This window comes from Sediminihabitans luteus (assembly GCF_002797595.1).
GTDB lineage: Bacteria > Actinomycetota > Actinomycetes > Actinomycetales > Cellulomonadaceae > Paraoerskovia > Paraoerskovia lutea.
Genome location: NZ_PGFE01000004.1, coordinates 63,181 through 81,406 on the forward strand (window position 1 = coordinate 63,181; position 18,226 = coordinate 81,406).

Consider the following 18,226-nt stretch of genomic DNA (forward strand, 5'->3'; position numbering starts at 1 on the left):
CAGACTGGGGGAGTGAGCACCCTGGCCGACACCTTGCGCCTCGAGAACTTGCGCCTCGAGAACCTGCGCCTTGACACCCTGCGCGCCCGCGCGGGCAGCGCGCTGTTCGAGCGCGTCGCCGGGCCCGACGGTCCGGCCGAGCGCTCCCGCATCCACGACACCCCGGGCGAGCGCTGGTTCGCGCCCGACTCCGCGATCGCGCGCGTGCACGGCGACGCGTCGATGTTCGTCGGCGGCCTGCGGGCCCTGCTGCTGCAGTCGCTGCACCCGCTCGCGATGGCCGCGGTCGCGACGCACTCGGGATACCGCGGCGACCCGTGGGGACGGCTCGCGCGCACGAGCACGTTCATCGCGACCACGACGTTCGCGACCGTCGAGCACGCGCAGCAGGCGGTCGACGTCGTGCGCGCCGTGCACGTGCGCATCCGGGGGACGTCGCCCGACGGGCGCGCGTACGCCGCCGACGACCCGCAGCTCCTGCGCTGGGTGCACGCGGCCGAGGCCGCGAGCTTCCTGCACGCGCACCAGCGCTACGGTGAGCGCCCGCTCGACGCGGCCGGCTGCGACGAGTACCTCGCGCAGGCGGCGACCGTCGCCGAGCGGCTCGGCGCGGCCGACGTGCCGCACGACCGCGCCTCGCTCATGCGGTCGTTCCGCGAGCTCGGGCCCGCGCTCGAGCGCACGCAGGCCTCGGACGACGTCGCCCGCTACCTCCTCGCCGAGCCGCCCCTCCCGTGGCCGGTGCGCGGACCGTACGCGCTGCTCGGTGCCGCCGCGGTCGGGTCGCTGCCCGGGTGGGCGCGGCGCATGCTCCCGCCGGACGTCGTGGGGCGCGGTCGGGTGCTCCGCGGTGAGACCGCGGCGGTGCGGGCGGGCGGCGAGGCCGTCACCCGGGCGATCCGCTGGGCGCTCGCGGCGTCGTGAACTGGGGCGCTCGCGCCGTCGTAGCCGACGATCGAGACGATCCTGCGATCAGCCGCCGAGCGCCTCGCGCAGAGTCAGGTCGAGACCGCGGCCGTCGGCGACGTCGGTTGTCGTGGTCCAGAACGTGGTGCCCTCGAGCAGGGACCAGCCCGGCGTGAGCGGGAGCACGCTGATCTGATCGACTCCAGCGCGGCGCGCTCGCTCCAGGGCGTCGGTGAACCGGGGATCGGTGCGTGCGTGCGATCGCATCGCTAGCGCGGTGAACGCCTCGCGCAGCGGGTTCTTCCAGGCGCGCAGCGCATCGCCGTCGATCCCGGTGTCGCCCGGTTCGTCGACCTGCCCGAAGCGGCCGCGCCAGCTCTCGTCGGCGCCCCCCGCGAACCGTACGGCCCAGCTCTCGTCCCAGGTTGCCTCGAGGTCGAGCGCGCTCGACGGACGACTCGACCGACCGGCGTCGGGCCGCGGCGCGCAGGCAGGGAGGCCAGCCGTGCCCGAGAGGTCCCAGGCCTCGCGCACGAAGAGCAGCTCCAGGAGCGGAGCGGACATCTCGAACCGTATCGCCGTGTCGTTCATCGGTTCCCCCTGGAAGCATCGACCGTGCCGCTCTGCACCGGCTCTCAGCGTAGGCGCTGCTTCATCGCGAGCACCCGCTCGACGGACGCGTCGACCTGTGCCGCGAACTCCGGGTCCTCCTCGGCCCGCGCGACGATCGCGTCGACCATGGTCGCGGCCATCTCGGGCTTGGCGGAGGCGAGCACGAGGTCGCAGCCGGCCGCGATCGTCCGCACGGCACGCTGGCCGGGGTCGACGTCGGCGACCTGCACGGCCGCGGAGACGTCGTCGGTCATGCAGACCCGGTCGAAGCCGAGCTCGTCGCGCAGCAGCCCGGTCACGACGTCGTGCGAGAACGCGGCGGGGTTGTCGGGGTCGAGCCGCGTGTAGACGGCGGTCGCCATCATGACGACGGCCGCGCCGTCGTCGATCCCGGCACGGAACGCCTCGACGGACGGCGACGACGCGTCGGTCTGGTCGTCCACCACGTGCGCGGTCGTGTCGGTGTTGGCGTCCACGAGCCCGAGGCCCGGGAAGTGCTTGATCGCGACGTCCACGCCCGACGCCTCCATGCCGGCGGAGAACGCGTTCGCGTTGATCGCGACCCGGTGCGCGTCGTCGCCGTACTGGCGGCCGAACACGCCGACGGGCGGGTTCGACCCGGCGGTCCCGGCGGGTACGACGTCCATGACGGGCGCGAGGTTGAGGGTGATCCCGGCCGCGGCGAGCTCGGCGCCCCACCCGGTCGCGCGCGCCTGGATCGTCTCGACGGGCCAGCCGGACTGCGTCACGGCCGACGGGATGGTCGAGAACCCGGGCCCCTTGAGCACCTGGACCGCGCCGCCCTCCTGGTCGGTCGCGACGAGCAGCGGCCCGCCCGGGCCGGTGGGGTCGACGAGGTCGGTGAACGACGACACGAGATCCGCGACGGCGTCGACCCCGGCGCTCGAACGACCCGCGACGAAGATCCCGCCGACGTGCTGGTCGCGCACCGCCGCGTAGGCGGCGTCCTGCGGGGCGTTCGCGTCGACCCCGACCATGACGAGCTGCCCGGCCTTCTCGGCGAGCGTGAGGTCCGCGCCGCGCGTGGGCGTGGGCGTGGGCGTGGGCGTGGGGCTGGGCGTCGGGGTGGCGCTCGGCGTGGTGTCGGACGCCGCCCCCGCGCTCGTCGCGCTCGGCGTGGTCGCGTCCCTGGCGGGCTCTCCGGCGCCGCACGCGGCGAGGAGGCCGAGCAGTGCCAGGCTCGCGGTGGCGGCCGCTGCGCCTCGCGCGGTGCGTCGGGTGCGGGGGTCGGGCGATGTGCGCTGCATCGGGCCCAGTCTAGGCGAGGGGCCGGAGCAAATCGGGCGGAGCGGTCATCGCCAGAGCAGCTCCCGTGGCTCGGGGCCAGGGCCGGCGGTCGTGGATTAGTGGTCGCGGGGCGTGCGGCGACGTTCGTGCGACGCTGCTCGGGTGCGACGCAGCTCGGGTGCGGCGCGAGGTCAGGGCCGCCCGGCCTCCCCGCGGTGGGTGTCGATGTCCTGGTTGAGCCGGTGCAGGAGCTCGGCGAGGTGCGCGCGGTCGTCGTCCGACCAGTCGGTGAGCACGCGGTCGTAGAGCTCTGCGCGGGCCGTGCGGTGCCGGGCGAGGGCGGCGAGGCCGTCGGCGCTCGGGGCGACCAGGACGACGCGGCGGTCGGCGTCGTCGCGGCGGCGCGTCGCGTGGCCGGCGCGCTCGAGCGCGATGACCTGCCGGGTCACGGTCGACCCGTCGAGGCCCAGGAGGTCGGCGATCGCGGTCACGCTGAGCGGGCCGTGCTCGTCGAGCACGTGCAGCACGAGGTAGGCGGAGCGGTCGAGGCCCGTGACGGCCTGCGTGCGGGTCGCCTGGTCGGCGCGGCGCAGCAGGAGGGTGACCTCGAGCTCGACCGCGCGCAGGGTCGCGGCGGCGCTCGCGCTCGCGGCATCGGCGTCGCGGTCGGCGCGGTCGGCGCGGTCGGCGCGGTGACGCGCGCCGTCTGTGCCCGTCCCGTGATCGTTACCTGAAGCAATCGTCATGGGTGTATCCTACAGGTGAATCCCTGCATGATGCAGATACTTCGACACCTGAGGGGAGCCGGCCTCGTGCCCAGCTCGACAGTGGAACCCAACAAGACAGCGATCTACGCGACCGCGTTGACCGCGTTCTTCGCGATCGCGGGCATCGCGATCGTCGACCCGATCCTGCCGGTCATCGGCGCCGAGATCGGCGCGACGACCTGGCAGATCGAGCTGCTGTTCACCGCCTACATCGCGGTCATGGCGATCGGCATGATCCCCGCGGTGCTCGCGACGGGGAAGTTCGGGTTCAAGAAGATCCTCGCCGCGGGCGTGTCGCTCGTCGCGGTCGCCGCGGTGCTCGCCGCGCTGAGCAGCAACATCCTCGAGCTCGCAGTCCTGCGCGGCTTCTGGGGCCTGGGCAACGCGATGTTCTTCGCCACGGCGATGGTGCTGCTCGTGGCGCTCGCCAACGACCGCGAGTGGGTCGTCGGGCTGTTCGAGACGTGCGTGGGCCTCGGCTTCGCGGTCGGGCCGCTGCTCGGCGGCCTGTTCGGCAAGATCAGCTGGCGCGTGCCGTTCCTGCTGTGCGGGCTGTTCATGGTCGTCGCGCTCGTGGTGTCGGTGACGCGCCTCAAGGACCCGGCCGAGAAGCCGACCCCGCTGCACGTGGGCCAGGTCTTCGGCCTCTTCCGCAAGCCCGCGTTCCTCGCGCTGTGCGCGATCACGGGTGCCTACAACTTCTGCTTCTTCATCGTGCTCGGCTACACGCCGATCTTCCTCGGCCTGGGCGTGATCGAGCTCGGCCTCGTGTTCACCGCGTGGGGCGTCGGCCTCGCGTTCGGGATCCTCGGCCTCGGCCACCGGCTCGCGCACCGGATCGGCGGCGTGCAGACCATGGGCGTCGCGATCGCGGGCGTCCTGGTGACCCTCGTGCTGCTCGCGCTCGACCTCGGCACGGCCTGGTCGATCGTGTTCCTCGTGATCGCGGGCGTGTTCATGGGTATCGCCAACGCGATCCTCACCGACCTCGCGCTCGGCATGGGTTCGCCCGACCGTCGCGTGACCACGGGCGCGTTCAACCTGGTGCGCTGGGGGTTCGCGGCCCCCGCGCCGGTGCTCGCGGGCCTGCTCGCGCCGCACGGCGCCTCGGTCCCGTACTGGGTCGGTGTGGGCGTGCTCGCGGTCGGGATCGTCGTGTTCCTCGCGACGGCGCACCGCATGGCCGGGGCGATCGGCGAGCGCGTGCTGTGGCAGCGCTGGAACCGCGCCGCGGCGTCGGTCGAGGGCGCCCCGGAAGAGGCGCTCGGGGAGGTCTGACCCCGGCGGACGGTGGTGGCGCGCGCCCCTAGAGGGCGCGCGCGAGGGTCGGCACCGAGGACGCGCAGGCGTCCTCGGTGCCGACCGCGCTCGTGGCCTCGGCCGCGCGCGCGAGGGCCGCGACGCCGCGGCTCAGGTGGTCGAGGTCCTCGGTGCTCAAGGTCGAGACGAGGTCCTGGTCCGCGATCTCGTCGTCGACGACGATCCCGCGCACCGCGCTCGCGCCGTTCTCGGTCACGACGATGCGGCGGATGCGTCCGTCGCGGGCGTCGGTGCGCCGTTCGACGAGGCGGGCGGCCTCGAGGCGGTCGAGGATCCCGGAGACGGTCGCGGGGGAGACGCCGAGCGAGCGGGCGAGCTCGTGGGCGCTGATCTCCCCGTCGAGCAGGAGGATCGCGATCGCACGGAACTGCTGGGCGGTGAGCTGGGTGCGCACGATCGACCGCAGCCGCCGGGCGACGCGGAGGTCGCCGAGCAGCAGCTGGGACTCGAGGTAGGTGCGCACGAGCTCGTCGCGGCGGGCCTGGTCGGGTGCATTCACCCTCCCGACCCTAGTGGCGATCCGTCCCATGCAATCGTCCCATTTGTGAAGATGTTGTGGCGTTCACCCCGACAATCGTCGGATTGGAGTTTCGGACTTTTCACTCTACGGTGAAGCCCGTGAACACCGAGGCTCCCGGGTCGGCCGCCGCGCCCGTCGACGACGACGCGCTGCGTCGCTTCGTCGAGGACGTCGGCATGTTCATGGAGTCCACGGGAGTCCCCCGGTCGGCCGGCCGGCTCGTGGGCTGGCTCCTGGTGTGCGACCCGCCCGAGCAGAGCGCCCAGCAGCTCGCCGAGGCGCTCGGAGCGAGCAGCGGCGGCGTCAGCACGAACGTGCGCCTCCTGGCCCAGGTCGGCCTCGTCGAGCGCGTCGGGCTCCCCGACGACCGCCGCACCCACTACCGGATCAAGCGTGACGCGTGGTCGACGAGCATCGCCGACCACCTGCGCCTCGCGACCGCCATGCGGGGGTTCGCCGACGAGGGACTCGGGCTCCTCGCCGCCGCCGACCCGTCGCGTCGCGAGCGCCTGCGGCAGGCGCAGGACTACTTTGCCTTCATGGAGCGTGAGCTCCCCGCCCTCGGGCGTCGCTACGACGAGGACCGCCGGTCGCGCGAGGGCGAGGCCCCGCCCGCGCCGTCCGACCCCTAGGCCGACCCCGGCGACCGGACCGCTCCACCGCCGGACCGCCCGGCCGCTGAAGCCGCCAGACCGCTGAACCGCTAGACCGCTGAACCGCACGAACCCCGCGACGACGGCGTCGTGACCCCCGCCCACCCGCACCACACGACCGCCGGAGGACCCCGCGTGGACCGCCTCGCACGACTCTCGCTCGCCAACAGGGCGGTGGTGGCGCTCGCCACCATCGCCGTGACGATCTTCGGCGTGCTCAGCCTGGGATCGCTCAAGCAGGAGCTCATCCCGTCCATCTCGTTCCCTGCCGCTGCCGTCGTCGGGTCGTACCCCGGCGCGTCGCCGGAGATCGTCGCCGACCAGGTTACCGAGCCCGTCGAGGCCGCGGCCAAGGGCGTCGACGGCGTCGAGTCCGTCACGTCGACCGCGTCGACCGGCCTGTCCGTGACGACGGTCGAGTTCACGTACGGCACCAACATGGACATCGCGGCGCAGCAGCTACAGACCGCGATGACCCAGGCGGGCAGCGCGCTGCCCGCGGACGTCGACCCGACCGTGGTCACGGGCTCGATCGACGACCTGCCGGTCATCCAGCTCGCGGCCGCGGGCGGCGAGGACGCCGACGACCTCGCGAACACCCTCGACACGGTGCTCGTGCCCGCGCTCGAGCAGATCCCCGACGTGCGCGGCGTCTCCGTGACCGGTGTGGCCGACCAGGCCGTGACCATCGACGTCGACCTCGCCGCGCTCACCGCGGCCGGCCTGTCGCCCGCGTCGCTCACGACCGTGCTCCAGGACAACGGCGTGCGCATGCCCGCCGGGACCATCACCGAGGACGAGACCACGCTCTCGGTCCAGGTCGGCAGCCCGCTGACGAGCCTCGACGCGCTCGAGGCGCTCCCGCTCGCGACGCCCACGGGCGACGTCGTCGCGCTCGGCGACGTGGCCACCGTGACCGCGGGACCCGAGGCCGCGACGTCCTACTCGCGGCTCGACGGCGAGGACTCGCTCGCGATCGCGATCACCAAGACGCCGGCCGGCAACACGGTCGACGTCTCGCACGAGGTCCAGCAGGTCCTCGACGACCAGGCCGAGGCGCTCGACGCCGCCGGGGTCACGACGTCCGTCGTGTTCGACCAGGCGCCGTTCATCGAGAAGTCGATCGAGGACCTCGCGACCGAGGGCGGGCTCGGCCTGCTCTTCGCGGTCGTCGTGATCCTGCTGTTCCTCACCTCGCTGCGCTCGACGCTGGTCTCGGCCGTGTCGATCCCGCTGTCGCTCCTCGTGACGTTCGTCGTCATGGACCTCTCGGGCTACACGCTCAACATCCTCACGCTCGGCGCCATGACCGTCGCGATCGGGCGCGTCGTCGACGACTCGATCGTCGTGATCGAGAACATCAAGCGGCACCTGTCGTACGGCGAGGAGAAGAAGCACGCGATCCTCGGCGGCGTGCGCGAGGTCGGCGGCGCGATCACCGCCTCGACCATCTGCACCGTCGCGGTGTTCCTGCCGATCGCGTTCGTCAGCGGGTCGGTCGGCGAGCTGTTCCGGCCGTTCGCGATGACCATCACGATCGCCCTGCTCGCGTCGCTCTTCGTGGCCCTGACGATCGTCCCGGTGCTCGCGTACTGGTTCATCCGCGGCCCGCGTCCCGTCGCCGAGGGCGACGCCGAGGCCGAGGCCGCGCTCGCCGCGCAGCGCGAGGCCGCCGAGACCAAGGAGCGCAACGGCCTCTGGCAGCGCGCGTACGTGCCGACGATCATGTCGGCGCTGCGGCACCCCTGGATCACCATGACCGTGTCCGTCGCCGTCCTCGCCGGCACGGGCCTGCTCGCGACGCGCCTCGAGACGAACTTCATCGGCGACTCCGGCCAGGACACCATCACGGTCACGGAGAGCTTCGAGTCCGGCACGTCGCTCGCGGCGCAGGACGACGCCGCGCGCGAGGTCGAGGCCGCGCTGCTCGACGTCCCCGCGGTCGAGACCGTCCAGACGACGGTCGGCTCGGCGGGCGGCCCCGAGGCCGCCCTGTTCGGCGGGGGCGCGACCCCGAAGGCGACCTTCGCGATCACGCTCGACGAGGACGCGGACGGCGTGGCCGCGCAGGCCGACGTCGAGGACGCCGTCGACGGGCTCGGCGGCGACCGGACCACCGACATCACCGTCGCGGCCGGCCAGGGCGGGTTCGGCAGCTCGACCGTCGACCTCGTCGTCAAGGCGCCCGACGGCGACTCGCTGACCACGGCCGCGCAGCAGGTGCAGGACGCCGTGAGCGACCTCGACGGCGTCAAGGAGGTCTCGAACAACCTCGCGGCGCAGCAGTCGACGCTCCAGGTCACGGTCGACCGCGACAAGGCCGCCGCGGCCGGGCTCACCGAGACCCAGGTCTCGGGCATCGTCGCGAACGCCATGGCGCCGCGCGCGATCGGCACCGTCGACCTCGGCGACGGCCCCGTCGACGTGACCGTGCTCGCGGGCGACGTGCCCGCCACCACGGACGAGCTCTCGGCGTTCGCGGTGCCGACCGCGGCGGGCGTCGTCCCGCTCGCGCAGATCGCCACCATCGAGGAGGTCGACGTGCCCACGTCGATCTCGCGGGTCGACGGCGCGCGCTCGGCGACCGTGTCGGTCACGCCCTCGGGGCAGGACATCGGCGCGCTGTCGGCGACCGTGACCTCGGCCGTCGACGGGCTCGACCTGCCGCCGGGCGCGACCGTCGAGGTCGGGGGCGTCGCCGCCGACCAGGCCGACGCGTTCGGCGACCTCGGCCTCGCGCTGCTCGCCGCGATCGCGATCGTGTACCTCGTGATGGTCGCGACGTTCCGCAGCCTGCTGCAGCCGTTCATCCTGCTCGTGTCGATCCCGTTCGCCGCGACCGGGGCGCTGCTGCTGCTCGTGGCGACGTCGACGCCGCTCGGCGTGCCCGCCCTGATCGGCATGCTCATGCTGATCGGCATCGTCGTGTCGAACGCGATCGTGCTGATCGACCTGATCAACCAGTACCGCGAGCGCGGGCGCACGCTCGACGACGCCGTGATGGAGGGGTCGCGCAAGCGTCTGCGGCCCATCGTGATGACCGCCGCCGCGACGATCTTCGCGCTCACCCCGATGGCGCTCGGCGTCACGGGCGGCGGGTCGTTCATCTCGCAGCCGCTCGCGCTCGTCGTGATCGGCGGTCTGCTCACCTCGACGCTGCTCACGCTCGTCGTGGTGCCGGTGCTCTACACGCTCGCGGCGCGCTGGCTCGACCGCCGGGCCGACAAGCGCGAGCGTCGCGCTGATGCGCGGGAGGAGAAGAAGGCGGCACGTGCCGCGGAGGCGGACGCTGCGTCGTCCGACACGAGCGGGCCGGACGCTGCGTCGTCCGACACCGAGGACGGGACCGCACCCGCGTCCTGACCCGCGGTGATGCCGCCGAGATAGAACCCAGCGCGCGAGGTAGAACGTCCCACGTTCTACCTCGCGCGCTGGGTTCTATCTCGCGCTCGGATGCGGGTGGGGTCGTCAGCCCGCGGGCTTCGCGACCCCGGTCTCGTAGGCCAGCACCACGGCCTGCACACGGTCGCGTAGCCCGAGCTTGCCGAGCACGCGCCCCACGTGCGTCTTGACGGTCGCCTCCGAGAGCACGAACCGCTCCGCGATCTCTGCGTTCGACAGCCCCTCGCCGAGCGCCGCGAAGATCTCGTGCTCGCGCGCGGTGAGGTCGGCCAGGCGCGGGTCGTCCTGGCCGCCGGGTCCGGGGGAGGTGCCGTCGGTCGGCAGGTCGTCGGCGAACATCTCGAGCATGCGGCGCGTCACGCGGGGCGAGACGGCGGCGTCGCCCGCGGCGACCGACCGGATCGCGGCGAGCAGGTCGGCGGGGCGCGCGTCCTTGAGCAGGAACCCGCTGGCCCCGGCACGCAGCCCCGCGAACGCGTACTCGTCGAGGTCGAACGTCGTCAGGATCAGCACGCGCGTGTCGGGCAGCTCGGCGAGCACCTGCTCGGTCGCCCGGATCCCGTCGGTGCCGGGCATGCGCACGTCCATGAGCACGACGTCGGGCCGCAGCGCGCGCGCCTGGACCAGCGCGGACGCGCCGTCGTGCGCCTCGCCCACGACCTCCATGTCGTCCTCGGCGGTGAGGATCATCCGGAACCCCATCCGGATCAGGGCCTGGTCGTCGACCAGCAGCACGCGGACCGGCGTCATGCGACGTCTCCTTCGGGTAGCACGGCGCGGACCTTCCAGCCCGCGTCGGTCGGGCCGGCCTCGACCGTGCCGCCGTGCAGCGCGGCACGCTCGCGCATGCCCAGGATCCCCCGCCCGGAGCCGGGCGTCCTGGTGGCGGCCGCGGACGGCGCGGCGCCGGCCGCGTTGGTCACGGTGACCTCGACCCACGGCCCGCTCGAGCCGTCGGACGCCGCGGGGTGGCGCCCGATGACGACCTGCACGGCGGGGGACAGCGGCGCGTAGCGCAGCACGTTGGTGAGCGACTCGGTCACGATGCGGTGCACCGCGGCCCGCACGCCGGGGGGAGCGTCGGCGAGCGTCCCGGAGCGCACGAGGCGCACGGGCAGGCCCGCGTGCCGGAACGTCTCGACGGTCTGCTCGACGTCGGCGCTCGCGTGCGGCACGAGCGGGGCACCGTCCTCGCCGGGCTCGGTGCCGCGCAGCACGCCGAGCACGCGGCGCATGTCGGCGAGCGCGCTGCGCCCGGTCTCGGTGAGCTCGTCGATCGCCTGCCCCGCGAGCGCGGGGTCCTTGGCGCCGAGCGCCTTGGCGCCGTCGGCGAGCGCGACCATGACGGTGAGGCTGTGCGCGACGACGTCGTGCATCTCGCGAGCGATCCGGGCGCGCTCCTGGGCCGCGGCGAGCTCGGCGCGCTGCGTGCCCTCGCGCTCGAGCGCGACCGAGCGGTCGATGAGCTCGGTCACGTGCAGGCGACGGCTGCGCACGCTCGTGCCGATCGCGAACCCGAGCACGACGATCACGATCAGGCTCGCGGTCGAGGCGACACGGTCGCCCGTGATCCGGCCGAAGGGCACGTCGACGGCGACGAGCGCGTCGGCGGTGCCGAACGTGGTGACCTGGTAGGCGACGAGCGTCGCACCGCCGAGCACCGCGACCACGCCGCCGAGGGTCGCCCAGGCGACGCGCGGACGGCGCTGGGCCGCGACCGCGTACATCGCGAAGGCCGCCGCGGTGTCGGTCGCGACGCCCTCCTGCGTGAGCAGGATCGATCCCGCGCCGAGCAGGGTCACGACGGCCGCGACGAGCACGGGACGGCGGCGGCGCGCGAGCAGGACTCCCGCGACCGCGACCGCGACGAGCACGAGCCACCCGGGCGGCTCGGCGCCTGCCGAGGTGGAGCCGAGCCCTCCGACCGCTGCCCCGACGGCGTACAGGGCGACCACGAGCCAGTCGGAGGCGCGCGGGTGCAGCAGGAAGAACCGTCGCACCGGCCCGAGGTGACGGGCCTCGAGCTCGGTCAGGGCGCGCGTCGGGGCCGACGCCGCGTGCGGCGTCGGCCCCGGGCCGGTGCTGGTCAGCGTGCGCTCCGTCAGGCGTCGCGACGCTTGAGCAGGACCGCGCCGATCACGAGCGGGACGACGGCCCAGGCGATCATCACGGCGAGGCCGGCCTCCGGGCTCAGCAGCGCGAGGCCCTGCTGCGCCGCGTCGGACGTCGTCATGAAGGCGTTCGCGGCGCTCGAGGGGAGGTACTTCTCGATCTCGGTGATGACGTCGTTGTTGAACGGGAAGAGCACGATCGGCACGACGAACAGGAGTGCGACGACCGTCGAGATGGCTCCCGCGGTGTGCCGGAGGATCGCCCCGAACCCGAGCGCCATGAGCGAGATCAGCACGAGGAAGACGAGCGTGCCCCAGAGGGTGCGCTGCGCGTCGGCGTCGGCGAGGTCGAGCGAGATGTCGTCCATCGCGAGCACGGGCATCGCGACGAGCGCGGCGAGCACGAGACCGACCACGGTCAGCACGAGGCTCGTCAGCCCGAGGACCACGGCCTTGGCCAGGAGTACCGGCACCCGGGTGGGCGTCGCGGCGAGGGTCGACCGGATCATCCCGCTCGAGTACTCGTTGGTGACCACGAGCACGCCGAGGACCGCGAGGATCAGGTAGGCGAGCTGCGCCCCGGACGTGATGATCTCGGTGGGGGTGAAGATGCCGCCCATGGTGGCCGACAGCTGCTCGTCGCTCAGCGAGGCGTGGTTGAGGAACGCGGTGAGCAGCCCGAAGCCGGCGATCACGACGAGCGTCGCGCCGGCGACCCACCAGGTGGAGCGCAGCGTGCGGAGCTTGATCCACTCCGAGCGCACGTCGCCGCCGAAGCTGCGGCGGTACGGGGACGGGGACGCCTGGGTGGCGGGTGCCACGGCGGTGGCGGTCATCGGTTCGCTCCTTCGGGTGCGGCAGCCTCGGCCGGGGTGTCCGCGCCGGGCTCGCCCGTGCGGTACTCGACCGAGTCGGCGGTCAGGGCCATGTACGCGGCCTCGAGGGTCGAGGTCTGCGGGGTGAGCTCGTGCAGCACGATGCCCTCGCGCGCGGCGAGCTCGCCGATCGCGGGTGCGTCGAGGCCGGTCACGGTCAGCAGGCCCGGCTCGTCGGACGCGATCGTGACGCCGTCGGACGTCGCGAGCTCGGCCAGGCGCGTCGCGTCGGGCGTGCGCACGAGCACGGTCTTCTGGGTCTCGGCGTCGATGAACGTGTTGACGGGGGCGTCGGCGAGGATCTTGCCGCGCCCGATCACGAGCACGTGGTCGGCGGTGAGCGCGACCTCGCTCATGAGGTGGCTCGACAGGAACACGGTGCGTCCCTCGCCCGCGAGGTACCTCGCGAGGTTGCGGACCCACAGCACGCCCTCGGGGTCGAGGCCGTTGACGGGCTCGTCCAGGATTAGCGTCCTCGGGTCGCCCAGCAGCGCGGTCGCGATGCCGAGCCGCTGGCCCATGCCGAGCGAGAAGCCGCCGGCGCGCTTGCGCGCGACCTGCGTGAGGCCCGTCATGTCGATGACCTCGTCGACGCGGCGGGCCGGGATGCGGTGCGTCGCGGCGAGCGCGAGCAGGTGGTTGCGGGCCGAGCGGCCCGGGTGGATCGCCTTGGCCTCGAGCAGCGCGCCGACCTCGGTCAGCGGGGCGCGGTGCGCCGCGTACGGCTTGCCGTTGACGGTCGCGGTGCCGGACGTCGGTCGGTCGAGCCCCATGATCATGCGCATGGTCGTGGACTTCCCGGCGCCGTTCGGCCCCAGGAAGCCGGTCACCATGCCCGGCTGCACGGTGAACGAGACCCCGTCCACCGCCGTCTTCGGCCCGTACCGCTTGGACAGGCCCTTCACCTCGATCATCGTGTACCCCTCGGAGCTCGACTGGTTGCTTCGGTGCGGCGCGCCCGGCCTGATCGACGGGTCACGCTCCGCCTCGAGCCTAGGGCGCGGCGTCCGCCGGGGGAGGTGCCCGCGCGACGTATCTCTGCGGGTGTGCGTACGCCGCAGGGATGACGTGCAGGGTGCGCGTGATACGCCGCGGGAACCTGCGGCTGAGGCGATGCGTTGCATAGGATGACGACTAAGACGGCCGGCGGGACCCGGTGGCACCAGAGCGGTGCCGCGGCCCCCGCGACCAGGAGGGCAGTGATGGCTAACCCCGTGTTCAACAAGAGCGCCGTGTTCGGAGACCCGAACGCGCAGCGGGCCGGTGCCCAGGCGCGCCCCGCCGGGGGCGCTCCGGCGTACGGCACGGCACCGCAGTACGGGACGGCACCGCAGTACGGTGCCGCGGGTGCGGCCGGGGCCGACGCCGCGTCGCTCGACGCGATGTACAAGGCGCCGTCCGCCACGACCGCGGACACCAGGCGGCTCACCTACGACGACGTCATCATCAAGACCGGTGGGCTGCTCGCGCTGCTCGTCGTGGTCGGTGCCGCGACGTGGGTGCTCGCGCCCGAGCTGTACGTCGTCGGCATGATCGCGGGCCTCGTGCTCGGCCTGGTCAACGCGTTCAAGCGCGAGCCGAGCCCGCTGCTCATCATGCTGTACACGGTCGCGCAGGGCATGTTCCTCGGCGGCATCAGCCAGTACTACTCGAGCATCGTGGTCAACGGCCAGCAGCTCAACGGCGTCGTGCCGTCCGCGATCATCGCGACCGTCTGCACGTTCGCCGCGGCGCTGCTGCTGTTCCGCTCGGGCAAGGTGCGCGTCACGCCCAAGTTCACGAAGTTCCTGCTCATCGGCATGGTCGGGTACCTCGCGTTCTCGCTCGTCAACCTGGTCCTGCTGCTGACCGGCGTCATGGACGGCTGGGGCATGCGCTCGGGCGGCTGGGGGATCCTCATCAGCCTCGTCGCGGTGGGCCTCGCCTCGGCGTCGCTCATCATGGACTTCGACTCGATCAAGCGGGGCGTCGAGGGCGGCGTGCCCGCACGGTACGCGTGGTCGGCCGCGTTCGGCCTCCTCGTGACGCTGATCTGGCTGTACCTCGAGTTCCTGCGCCTGTTCGCGATCCTGCAGGGTCGCGACTAGCACCTCGTCCTCAGCACCGACCGGAGCCCGGTCCCGACATCCGTCGGGGCCGGGCTCCGGTCGTAGGCTGGGCACCTACCCCCGACCGAGAGGACCACTCATGAGCACCGCACTGCCCGAGGCCACCGGAACCTTCGGCGACAAGCCGACCCTGACCTTCCCCGAGGGCGGCGCGCCCGCCGGCCTGCACGTCAAGGTGCTCGAGGAGGGCACGGGCCGCACGGTCGCCAAGGGCGACACGATCGTCGTCAACTACTACGGCCAGGTGTGGGAGGGCGGCATGTTCGACAACTCCTACGACCGTGGCGCCACGATCGACTTCCCGATCGGCGTCGGCGCCGTGATCGGCGGCTGGGACAAGGGTCTCGTCGGCCAGAACACGGGCTCGCGCGTGCTGCTGTCGATCCCGCCGGAGCACGGCTACGGCATGCGCGGCGTGCCGCAGGCCGGCATCGGCGGCGGCGACACGCTCGTGTTCGTCGTGGATGTCGTCGGCGTCAAGTAGTCACCGACGCGCCGCCCGGCCCGCGAGGGACGGGCGGCGGTCAGCGGCGCGTGCTGCGCGTGACCGTGAACTTCGGGTTCTGCGCGACCACCTCGGTCGGGCCCACCGCGCGTGAGAGCGCCGGCTTGTAGCGCAGGTGCGAGTTCCACACCGCCCACAGCTCGCCGCCCGGGCGCAGCAGCCGCGCGGCGGCGTCGAACATCCGGTGCGCGGCCGCCGTGTCGAGCGCCGCGCCCACGTGGAACGGCGGGTTGAGCAGCACCACGTCAGCGCTCGCGTCGTCGAGCTGCGAGCCGACGTCGTCGCGCAGCACGCGCACGCGTGCACGGACCCGGTTGACGCGGGCCGTCGCGGCGGCCGAGCGCACCGCGGCGTCGGACTCGTCGGTCGCCACGACCTGCGCCTCGGGGTGCGTGAGCGCGAACGCGGTCGCGAGCACGCCCGTGCCGCACCCCAGGTCGACCGCGGTGCGCGCGTCGTCGAGCGGTGCGAGGTTCTCGAGCAGGAACCGCGTGCCGAGGTCGAGCTGGGCGCCCGCGAACGCGGCCCCGTGCGCGACGACGTCGAGGTCGATCCGCTTCCCCCGTCCCACCGCGATCCCGGCCAGGTGGGCCGTGACCGGGCCGGACGGCGCGGGCCGGGCTGCGTCGTCCGCGTCGGACGCCGCCCCCGCGGTCGGGTGCAGGCCGCGCGCGACCAGCACGCGGGACTTCTGCCGCGCGAGCGACGCGGTGACGTCCTCGAACGACGCGGCGAGCACGTCGTTCATGGCGCGTGTCATGTGCTTGAGGCGCCCGCCCGCGTACACGACGACGTCCGGGTGCGCGGACGCCGCGATGGTCTCGGCGATCTCGGTGAGCGCGGCGAGCGAGCGGGGCAGCTGGAGCAGCACGACGCGCGCGCCGACGAACGCCTCGGGGCCGAGCGGGTGCGAGGAGTAGCGGTCGGCGAGGCCGGCGCGCTCGGCGCTGCGGGCCAGCGCGATCTCGCCCGACAGCACGTCCTGGTGTACCCGGATCTCGTGCAGGTCGTGCGCTGCGGCGGCGCCGAGCGTGAGCGCGCCGTAGCGGTCGTCGACCACGACCACCTCGCCCGGGCCGGCGGCCGCGAGGTCGGCCGCGGCCTCGTCGAGCAGGAGCCGGTCGGTCGCGTCGACCGCGACGAGCGTGCCGTCCTCGGCGGCGGGGTAGCGGTGCACGAAGGCGAACACGGACTCGAGCGCGGGGGAGGTCACCCCACCATTGTCCCCGCTCGCGGCGGGGCCGCCCGACCGTCTGGCAGGCTGGGGCCGTGGACGAGACGAACGCACCGACCGTGCGCATCACCTACTGCACGCAGTGCCGCTGGATGCTGCGCGCCTCCTGGATCGCGCAGGAGCTGCTGACGACCTTCGGGACCGCGCTCGGCGGGGTCACGCTCGTGCCGGGCACGGGCGGGGTGTTCGTCGTCGAGGTCGGCGGCGAGGTCGTGTGGGACCGCGCGGTGCAGCGCGGGTTCCCGGAGATCCCGATGCTCAAGCAGCGCGTGCGGGACGTCGCGGCACCGGGCATGTCGCTCGGACACACCGACCGGGCGGCGGCCAAGGCCTCGCCGAGCGAGCCCGCGCCCGGGTCCGCGCCCGACGGCGAGCCGAGCGTCTGAGCGTCAGTCCTTGGTCGCGCGTGCCTGCTCGGGCGCCGACCGGGCCTTCTTGCGGGCCTCCTTGGCGTCGCGCTCCTTGATGCGCTCCTCCTCGGCGCGCACGCCCGCCTGGATCTCGCGCTCGCGCACGAGCCACGCGGGCGGGTCGTCGCGCAGCTCGTTGATCTCGTCGGTCGTGAGCGGCCCGTCGGCGCCGCCGCGGGTCAGGCCCGCGATCGAGACGTTGAGGCGGCCCGCGACGACGGGGCGCGGGTGCGGTCCGTTGCGGCGCAGCTCGGCGAGCCACTCGGGCGGGTTCTTCTCGAGCTCGTCGAGCTGGGCGCGCGTGACGAGCGAGTCCTGGAACTCCTGCGGCGTGGCCGGCAGGTACACCCCGAGCTTCTTCGCCGCCGTGGCGGCCTTCATGGTCTGCGAGGAGTTCGAGGAGGTCATGCCCCCAGGATATCGGCCCCGGGCGGGGTCCGGGCGACGGGGCCGCCGTACGCTTGTGCGGTGAGCGCCCCCGAGAACGACCAGACCCCCGCGGCCGATCTCCCGGAGGCGTCGACCGACGACGCGGCGCAGCGGTTCCGGCTCGGCTACGTGCCGGGCGCGACCCCGGCCAAGTGGGCCCGTGTGTGGCGCGAGCGTCTGCCCGACGTCGCGCTCGACCTCGTCCCCGTGGGCGCCGACGCCGTGGGCGCGGACCTGCTCGCGGGCGACCTCGACGCGGCGCTGCTGCGGCTCCCGGTGGACCGCTCGTGCATGAGCGCGGTCGCGCTGTACGCGGAGGTGCCGGTCGTCGTCGTCTCGCGCGAGCACACGCTGGCGGCGCTCGAGGAGGACGAGCAGGTCGAGCTCGCGGACCTCGACGACGAGATCGTGCTCGACCCGCTGGACGCGGTGCTCGCGTGGGCGGAGGGCGGCGCCCCGGACGACGGCGCGTCGTCGGCCGCGCCCGAGCGTCCGGGGCTGCCGGCCGCCGAGCGTCCTGCGACGACGGCCGACGCGGTCGAGCTCGTCGCCGCGGGCGTCGGGGTGCTCGTGGTGCCGAAGTCGCTCGCGCGGCTGCACCACCGCAAGGACGTGACCTACCGGGAGGTCGCGGACGGTCCGCTCGCGCCGGTCGGGCTCGGCTGGGCGACGGACCGCACGACCGACCTGGTGCAGGAGCTCGTCGGGATCGTGCGGGGGCGCACCGCGAACAGCTCGCGCGGCCCGCGAGCGCAGCAGCAGGCGGCGGCGGGCACCGTGGCGCCGGAGAAGGGTGCGGCGCGCGGCCGGGGCGAGGCGCCGGCGTCGCCCGGCGCCCGTACCGCCGCGGCGCGGCGGGCCGCCCAGGGCAAGGCGCAGTACCGGGCCGAGGGCGGGCCGCGCCCGTCCGGCAAGGCCGGGGCCAAGTCCGGCGCCAAGTCCGGCGCCAAGTCCGGCGTGAAGGGCGGGGCCAAGGGCGCCAAGGGCGGGCTGAAGGGTGCCGCGAAGCGCGGCAAGGGCGGCCCCGCGGGCAAGGGCGGGGCCGCGCGCCGCGGCCGCTGACCCGTCGTTACGGGATCGTTACGGCCGGTCAGCGGAGAATTCGCGCAACGCCGCCCTTTTCACC

The 18,226-nt window shown here is 73.8% G+C and carries 18 protein-coding genes; 8 read left to right on the forward strand and 10 right to left on the reverse strand.

Going from position 1 to position 18,226, the window contains the following annotated elements; translation table 11 throughout:
- Positions 1-12: 12 nt before the first annotated feature.
- The gene (locus tag CLV28_RS11795) at positions 13-924 is read left to right on the forward strand and encodes an oxygenase MpaB family protein (protein ID WP_239073215.1); all 912 of its coding nucleotides are present in this window, start codon (positions 13-15) and stop codon (positions 922-924) included.
- A 48-nt stretch (positions 925-972) separates the two neighbouring features.
- Here the strand turns inward: CLV28_RS11795 and CLV28_RS11800 are convergent, their stop codons facing one another.
- The 3 genes from CLV28_RS11800 to CLV28_RS11810 form a co-directional block, all read right to left on the reverse strand.
- A complete protein-coding gene (locus tag CLV28_RS11800) occupies positions 973-1,470 on the reverse strand; it encodes a hypothetical protein (protein WP_157802628.1) in 498 nt (165 codons plus the stop codon).
- Positions 1,471-1,541: 71 nt separating this feature from the next.
- Complete coding sequence (locus CLV28_RS11805) at positions 1,542-2,786, reverse strand: glycoside hydrolase family 3 N-terminal domain-containing protein (protein ID WP_100423539.1); 1,245 nt, start codon at positions 2,784-2,786, stop codon at positions 1,542-1,544.
- A 171-nt stretch (positions 2,787-2,957) separates the two neighbouring features.
- Positions 2,958-3,512 carry a MarR family winged helix-turn-helix transcriptional regulator gene (locus CLV28_RS11810; RefSeq protein ID WP_157802629.1) on the reverse strand — a complete coding sequence of 185 codons (555 nt, stop codon included), beginning with the start codon at positions 3,510-3,512 and terminating at the stop codon, positions 2,958-2,960.
- A gap of 66 nt (positions 3,513-3,578) precedes the next feature.
- Here CLV28_RS11810 and CLV28_RS11815 point away from each other — a divergent pair, with 66 nt between their 5' ends.
- Complete coding sequence (locus CLV28_RS11815; protein ID WP_203968167.1) at positions 3,579-4,811, forward strand: MFS transporter; 1,233 nt, start codon at positions 3,579-3,581, stop codon at positions 4,809-4,811.
- A gap of 28 nt (positions 4,812-4,839) precedes the next feature.
- Here the strand turns inward: CLV28_RS11815 and CLV28_RS11820 are convergent, their stop codons facing one another.
- The gene (locus tag CLV28_RS11820; RefSeq protein WP_157802630.1) at positions 4,840-5,352 is read right to left on the reverse strand and encodes a MarR family winged helix-turn-helix transcriptional regulator; all 513 of its coding nucleotides are present in this window, start codon (positions 5,350-5,352) and stop codon (positions 4,840-4,842) included.
- Positions 5,353-5,471: 119 nt separating this feature from the next.
- Here CLV28_RS11820 and CLV28_RS11825 point away from each other — a divergent pair, with 119 nt between their 5' ends.
- Together CLV28_RS11825 and CLV28_RS11830 are read left to right on the forward strand one after the other, a co-directional pair.
- Positions 5,472-6,005, forward strand: coding sequence for a GbsR/MarR family transcriptional regulator (locus tag CLV28_RS11825; RefSeq protein WP_203968168.1), 534 nt, complete (start codon positions 5,472-5,474; stop codon positions 6,003-6,005).
- Between the two features lie 156 nt (positions 6,006-6,161).
- The gene (locus CLV28_RS11830; RefSeq protein WP_100423541.1) at positions 6,162-9,389 is read left to right on the forward strand and encodes an efflux RND transporter permease subunit; all 3,228 of its coding nucleotides are present in this window, start codon (positions 6,162-6,164) and stop codon (positions 9,387-9,389) included.
- 105 nt (positions 9,390-9,494) lie between these two features.
- On the opposite strand, the gene CLV28_RS11835 is transcribed toward CLV28_RS11830, so the two are convergent.
- The 4 genes from CLV28_RS11835 to CLV28_RS11850 all read right to left on the reverse strand — a co-directional run bounded on the left by CLV28_RS11835 (position 9,495) and on the right by CLV28_RS11850 (position 13,328).
- Positions 9,495-10,178, reverse strand: a complete 684-nt coding sequence (locus CLV28_RS11835) for a response regulator (RefSeq protein ID WP_100423542.1) — start codon at positions 10,176-10,178, stop codon at positions 9,495-9,497.
- On the reverse strand, positions 10,175-11,428 hold the full coding sequence (locus tag CLV28_RS11840) for a sensor histidine kinase (protein WP_100423543.1): 1,254 nt from the start codon (positions 11,426-11,428) through the stop codon (positions 10,175-10,177). The genes CLV28_RS11835 and CLV28_RS11840 overlap by 4 nt, the downstream gene beginning before the upstream one ends.
- A gap of 101 nt (positions 11,429-11,529) precedes the next feature.
- Complete coding sequence (locus CLV28_RS11845) at positions 11,530-12,375, reverse strand: ABC transporter permease subunit (protein WP_100423544.1); 846 nt, start codon at positions 12,373-12,375, stop codon at positions 11,530-11,532.
- Positions 12,372-13,328, reverse strand: a complete 957-nt coding sequence (locus tag CLV28_RS11850; protein WP_100423545.1) for an ABC transporter ATP-binding protein — start codon at positions 13,326-13,328, stop codon at positions 12,372-12,374. Before CLV28_RS11850 ends, CLV28_RS11845 begins: the two co-directional genes overlap by 4 nt.
- Before the next feature lie 288 nt (positions 13,329-13,616).
- Between CLV28_RS11850 and CLV28_RS11855 the strand changes: the two genes are divergently transcribed.
- Both CLV28_RS11855 and CLV28_RS11860 read left to right on the forward strand, forming a co-directional pair.
- Positions 13,617-14,501, forward strand: a complete 885-nt coding sequence (locus tag CLV28_RS11855; RefSeq protein WP_100423546.1) for a Bax inhibitor-1/YccA family protein — start codon at positions 13,617-13,619, stop codon at positions 14,499-14,501.
- Between the two features lie 100 nt (positions 14,502-14,601).
- Positions 14,602-15,006, forward strand: coding sequence for an FKBP-type peptidyl-prolyl cis-trans isomerase (locus CLV28_RS11860; RefSeq protein ID WP_100423547.1), 405 nt, complete (start codon positions 14,602-14,604; stop codon positions 15,004-15,006).
- Positions 15,007-15,046: 40 nt separating this feature from the next.
- Here the strand turns inward: CLV28_RS11860 and CLV28_RS11865 are convergent, their stop codons facing one another.
- On the reverse strand, positions 15,047-16,240 hold the full coding sequence (locus CLV28_RS11865; protein WP_100423548.1) for a class I SAM-dependent methyltransferase: 1,194 nt from the start codon (positions 16,238-16,240) through the stop codon (positions 15,047-15,049).
- Positions 16,241-16,296: 56 nt separating this feature from the next.
- Between CLV28_RS11865 and CLV28_RS11870 the strand changes: the two genes are divergently transcribed.
- Complete coding sequence (locus CLV28_RS11870) at positions 16,297-16,647, forward strand: Rdx family protein (RefSeq protein ID WP_239073216.1); 351 nt, start codon at positions 16,297-16,299, stop codon at positions 16,645-16,647.
- A 3-nt stretch (positions 16,648-16,650) separates the two neighbouring features.
- Here CLV28_RS11870 and CLV28_RS11875 read toward each other — a convergent pair whose 3' ends face one another.
- On the reverse strand, positions 16,651-17,079 hold the full coding sequence (locus CLV28_RS11875; protein WP_100423549.1) for a DUF5997 family protein: 429 nt from the start codon (positions 17,077-17,079) through the stop codon (positions 16,651-16,653).
- A gap of 60 nt (positions 17,080-17,139) precedes the next feature.
- On the opposite strand from CLV28_RS11875, the gene CLV28_RS11880 reads away from it, so the two are divergent.
- Entirely contained in the window at positions 17,140-18,162 is a 1,023-nt protein-coding gene (locus CLV28_RS11880) for a LysR substrate-binding domain-containing protein (protein ID WP_100423550.1), read from the forward strand.
- The last annotated feature ends 64 nt before the right edge of the window (positions 18,163-18,226 follow it).

What these genes read in the sequence shown, in the direction of transcription:
- CLV28_RS11800 (WP_157802628.1), bottom strand. Translation starts at nt 1,470, where the DNA reads ATGTCCGCTCCGCTCCTGGAGCTGCTCTTCGTGCGCGAGGCCTGGGAC.
- CLV28_RS11810 (WP_157802629.1), bottom strand. Translation starts at nt 3,512, where the DNA reads ATGACGATTGCTTCAGGTAACGATCACGGGACGGGCACAGACGGCGCG.
- CLV28_RS11855 (WP_100423546.1), top strand. Translation starts at nt 13,617, where the DNA reads ATGGCTAACCCCGTGTTCAACAAGAGCGCCGTGTTCGGAGACCCGAAC.
- CLV28_RS11805 (WP_100423539.1), bottom strand. Translation starts at nt 2,786, where the DNA reads ATGCAGCGCACATCGCCCGACCCCCGCACCCGACGCACCGCGCGAGGC.
- CLV28_RS11875 (WP_100423549.1), bottom strand. Translation starts at nt 17,079, where the DNA reads ATGACCTCCTCGAACTCCTCGCAGACCATGAAGGCCGCCACGGCGGCG.
- CLV28_RS11860 (WP_100423547.1), top strand. Translation starts at nt 14,602, where the DNA reads ATGAGCACCGCACTGCCCGAGGCCACCGGAACCTTCGGCGACAAGCCG.
- CLV28_RS11835 (WP_100423542.1), bottom strand. Translation starts at nt 10,178, where the DNA reads ATGACGCCGGTCCGCGTGCTGCTGGTCGACGACCAGGCCCTGATCCGG.
- CLV28_RS11845 (WP_100423544.1), bottom strand. Translation starts at nt 12,375, where the DNA reads ATGACCGCCACCGCCGTGGCACCCGCCACCCAGGCGTCCCCGTCCCCG.
- CLV28_RS11850 (WP_100423545.1), bottom strand. Translation starts at nt 13,328, where the DNA reads ATGATCGAGGTGAAGGGCCTGTCCAAGCGGTACGGGCCGAAGACGGCG.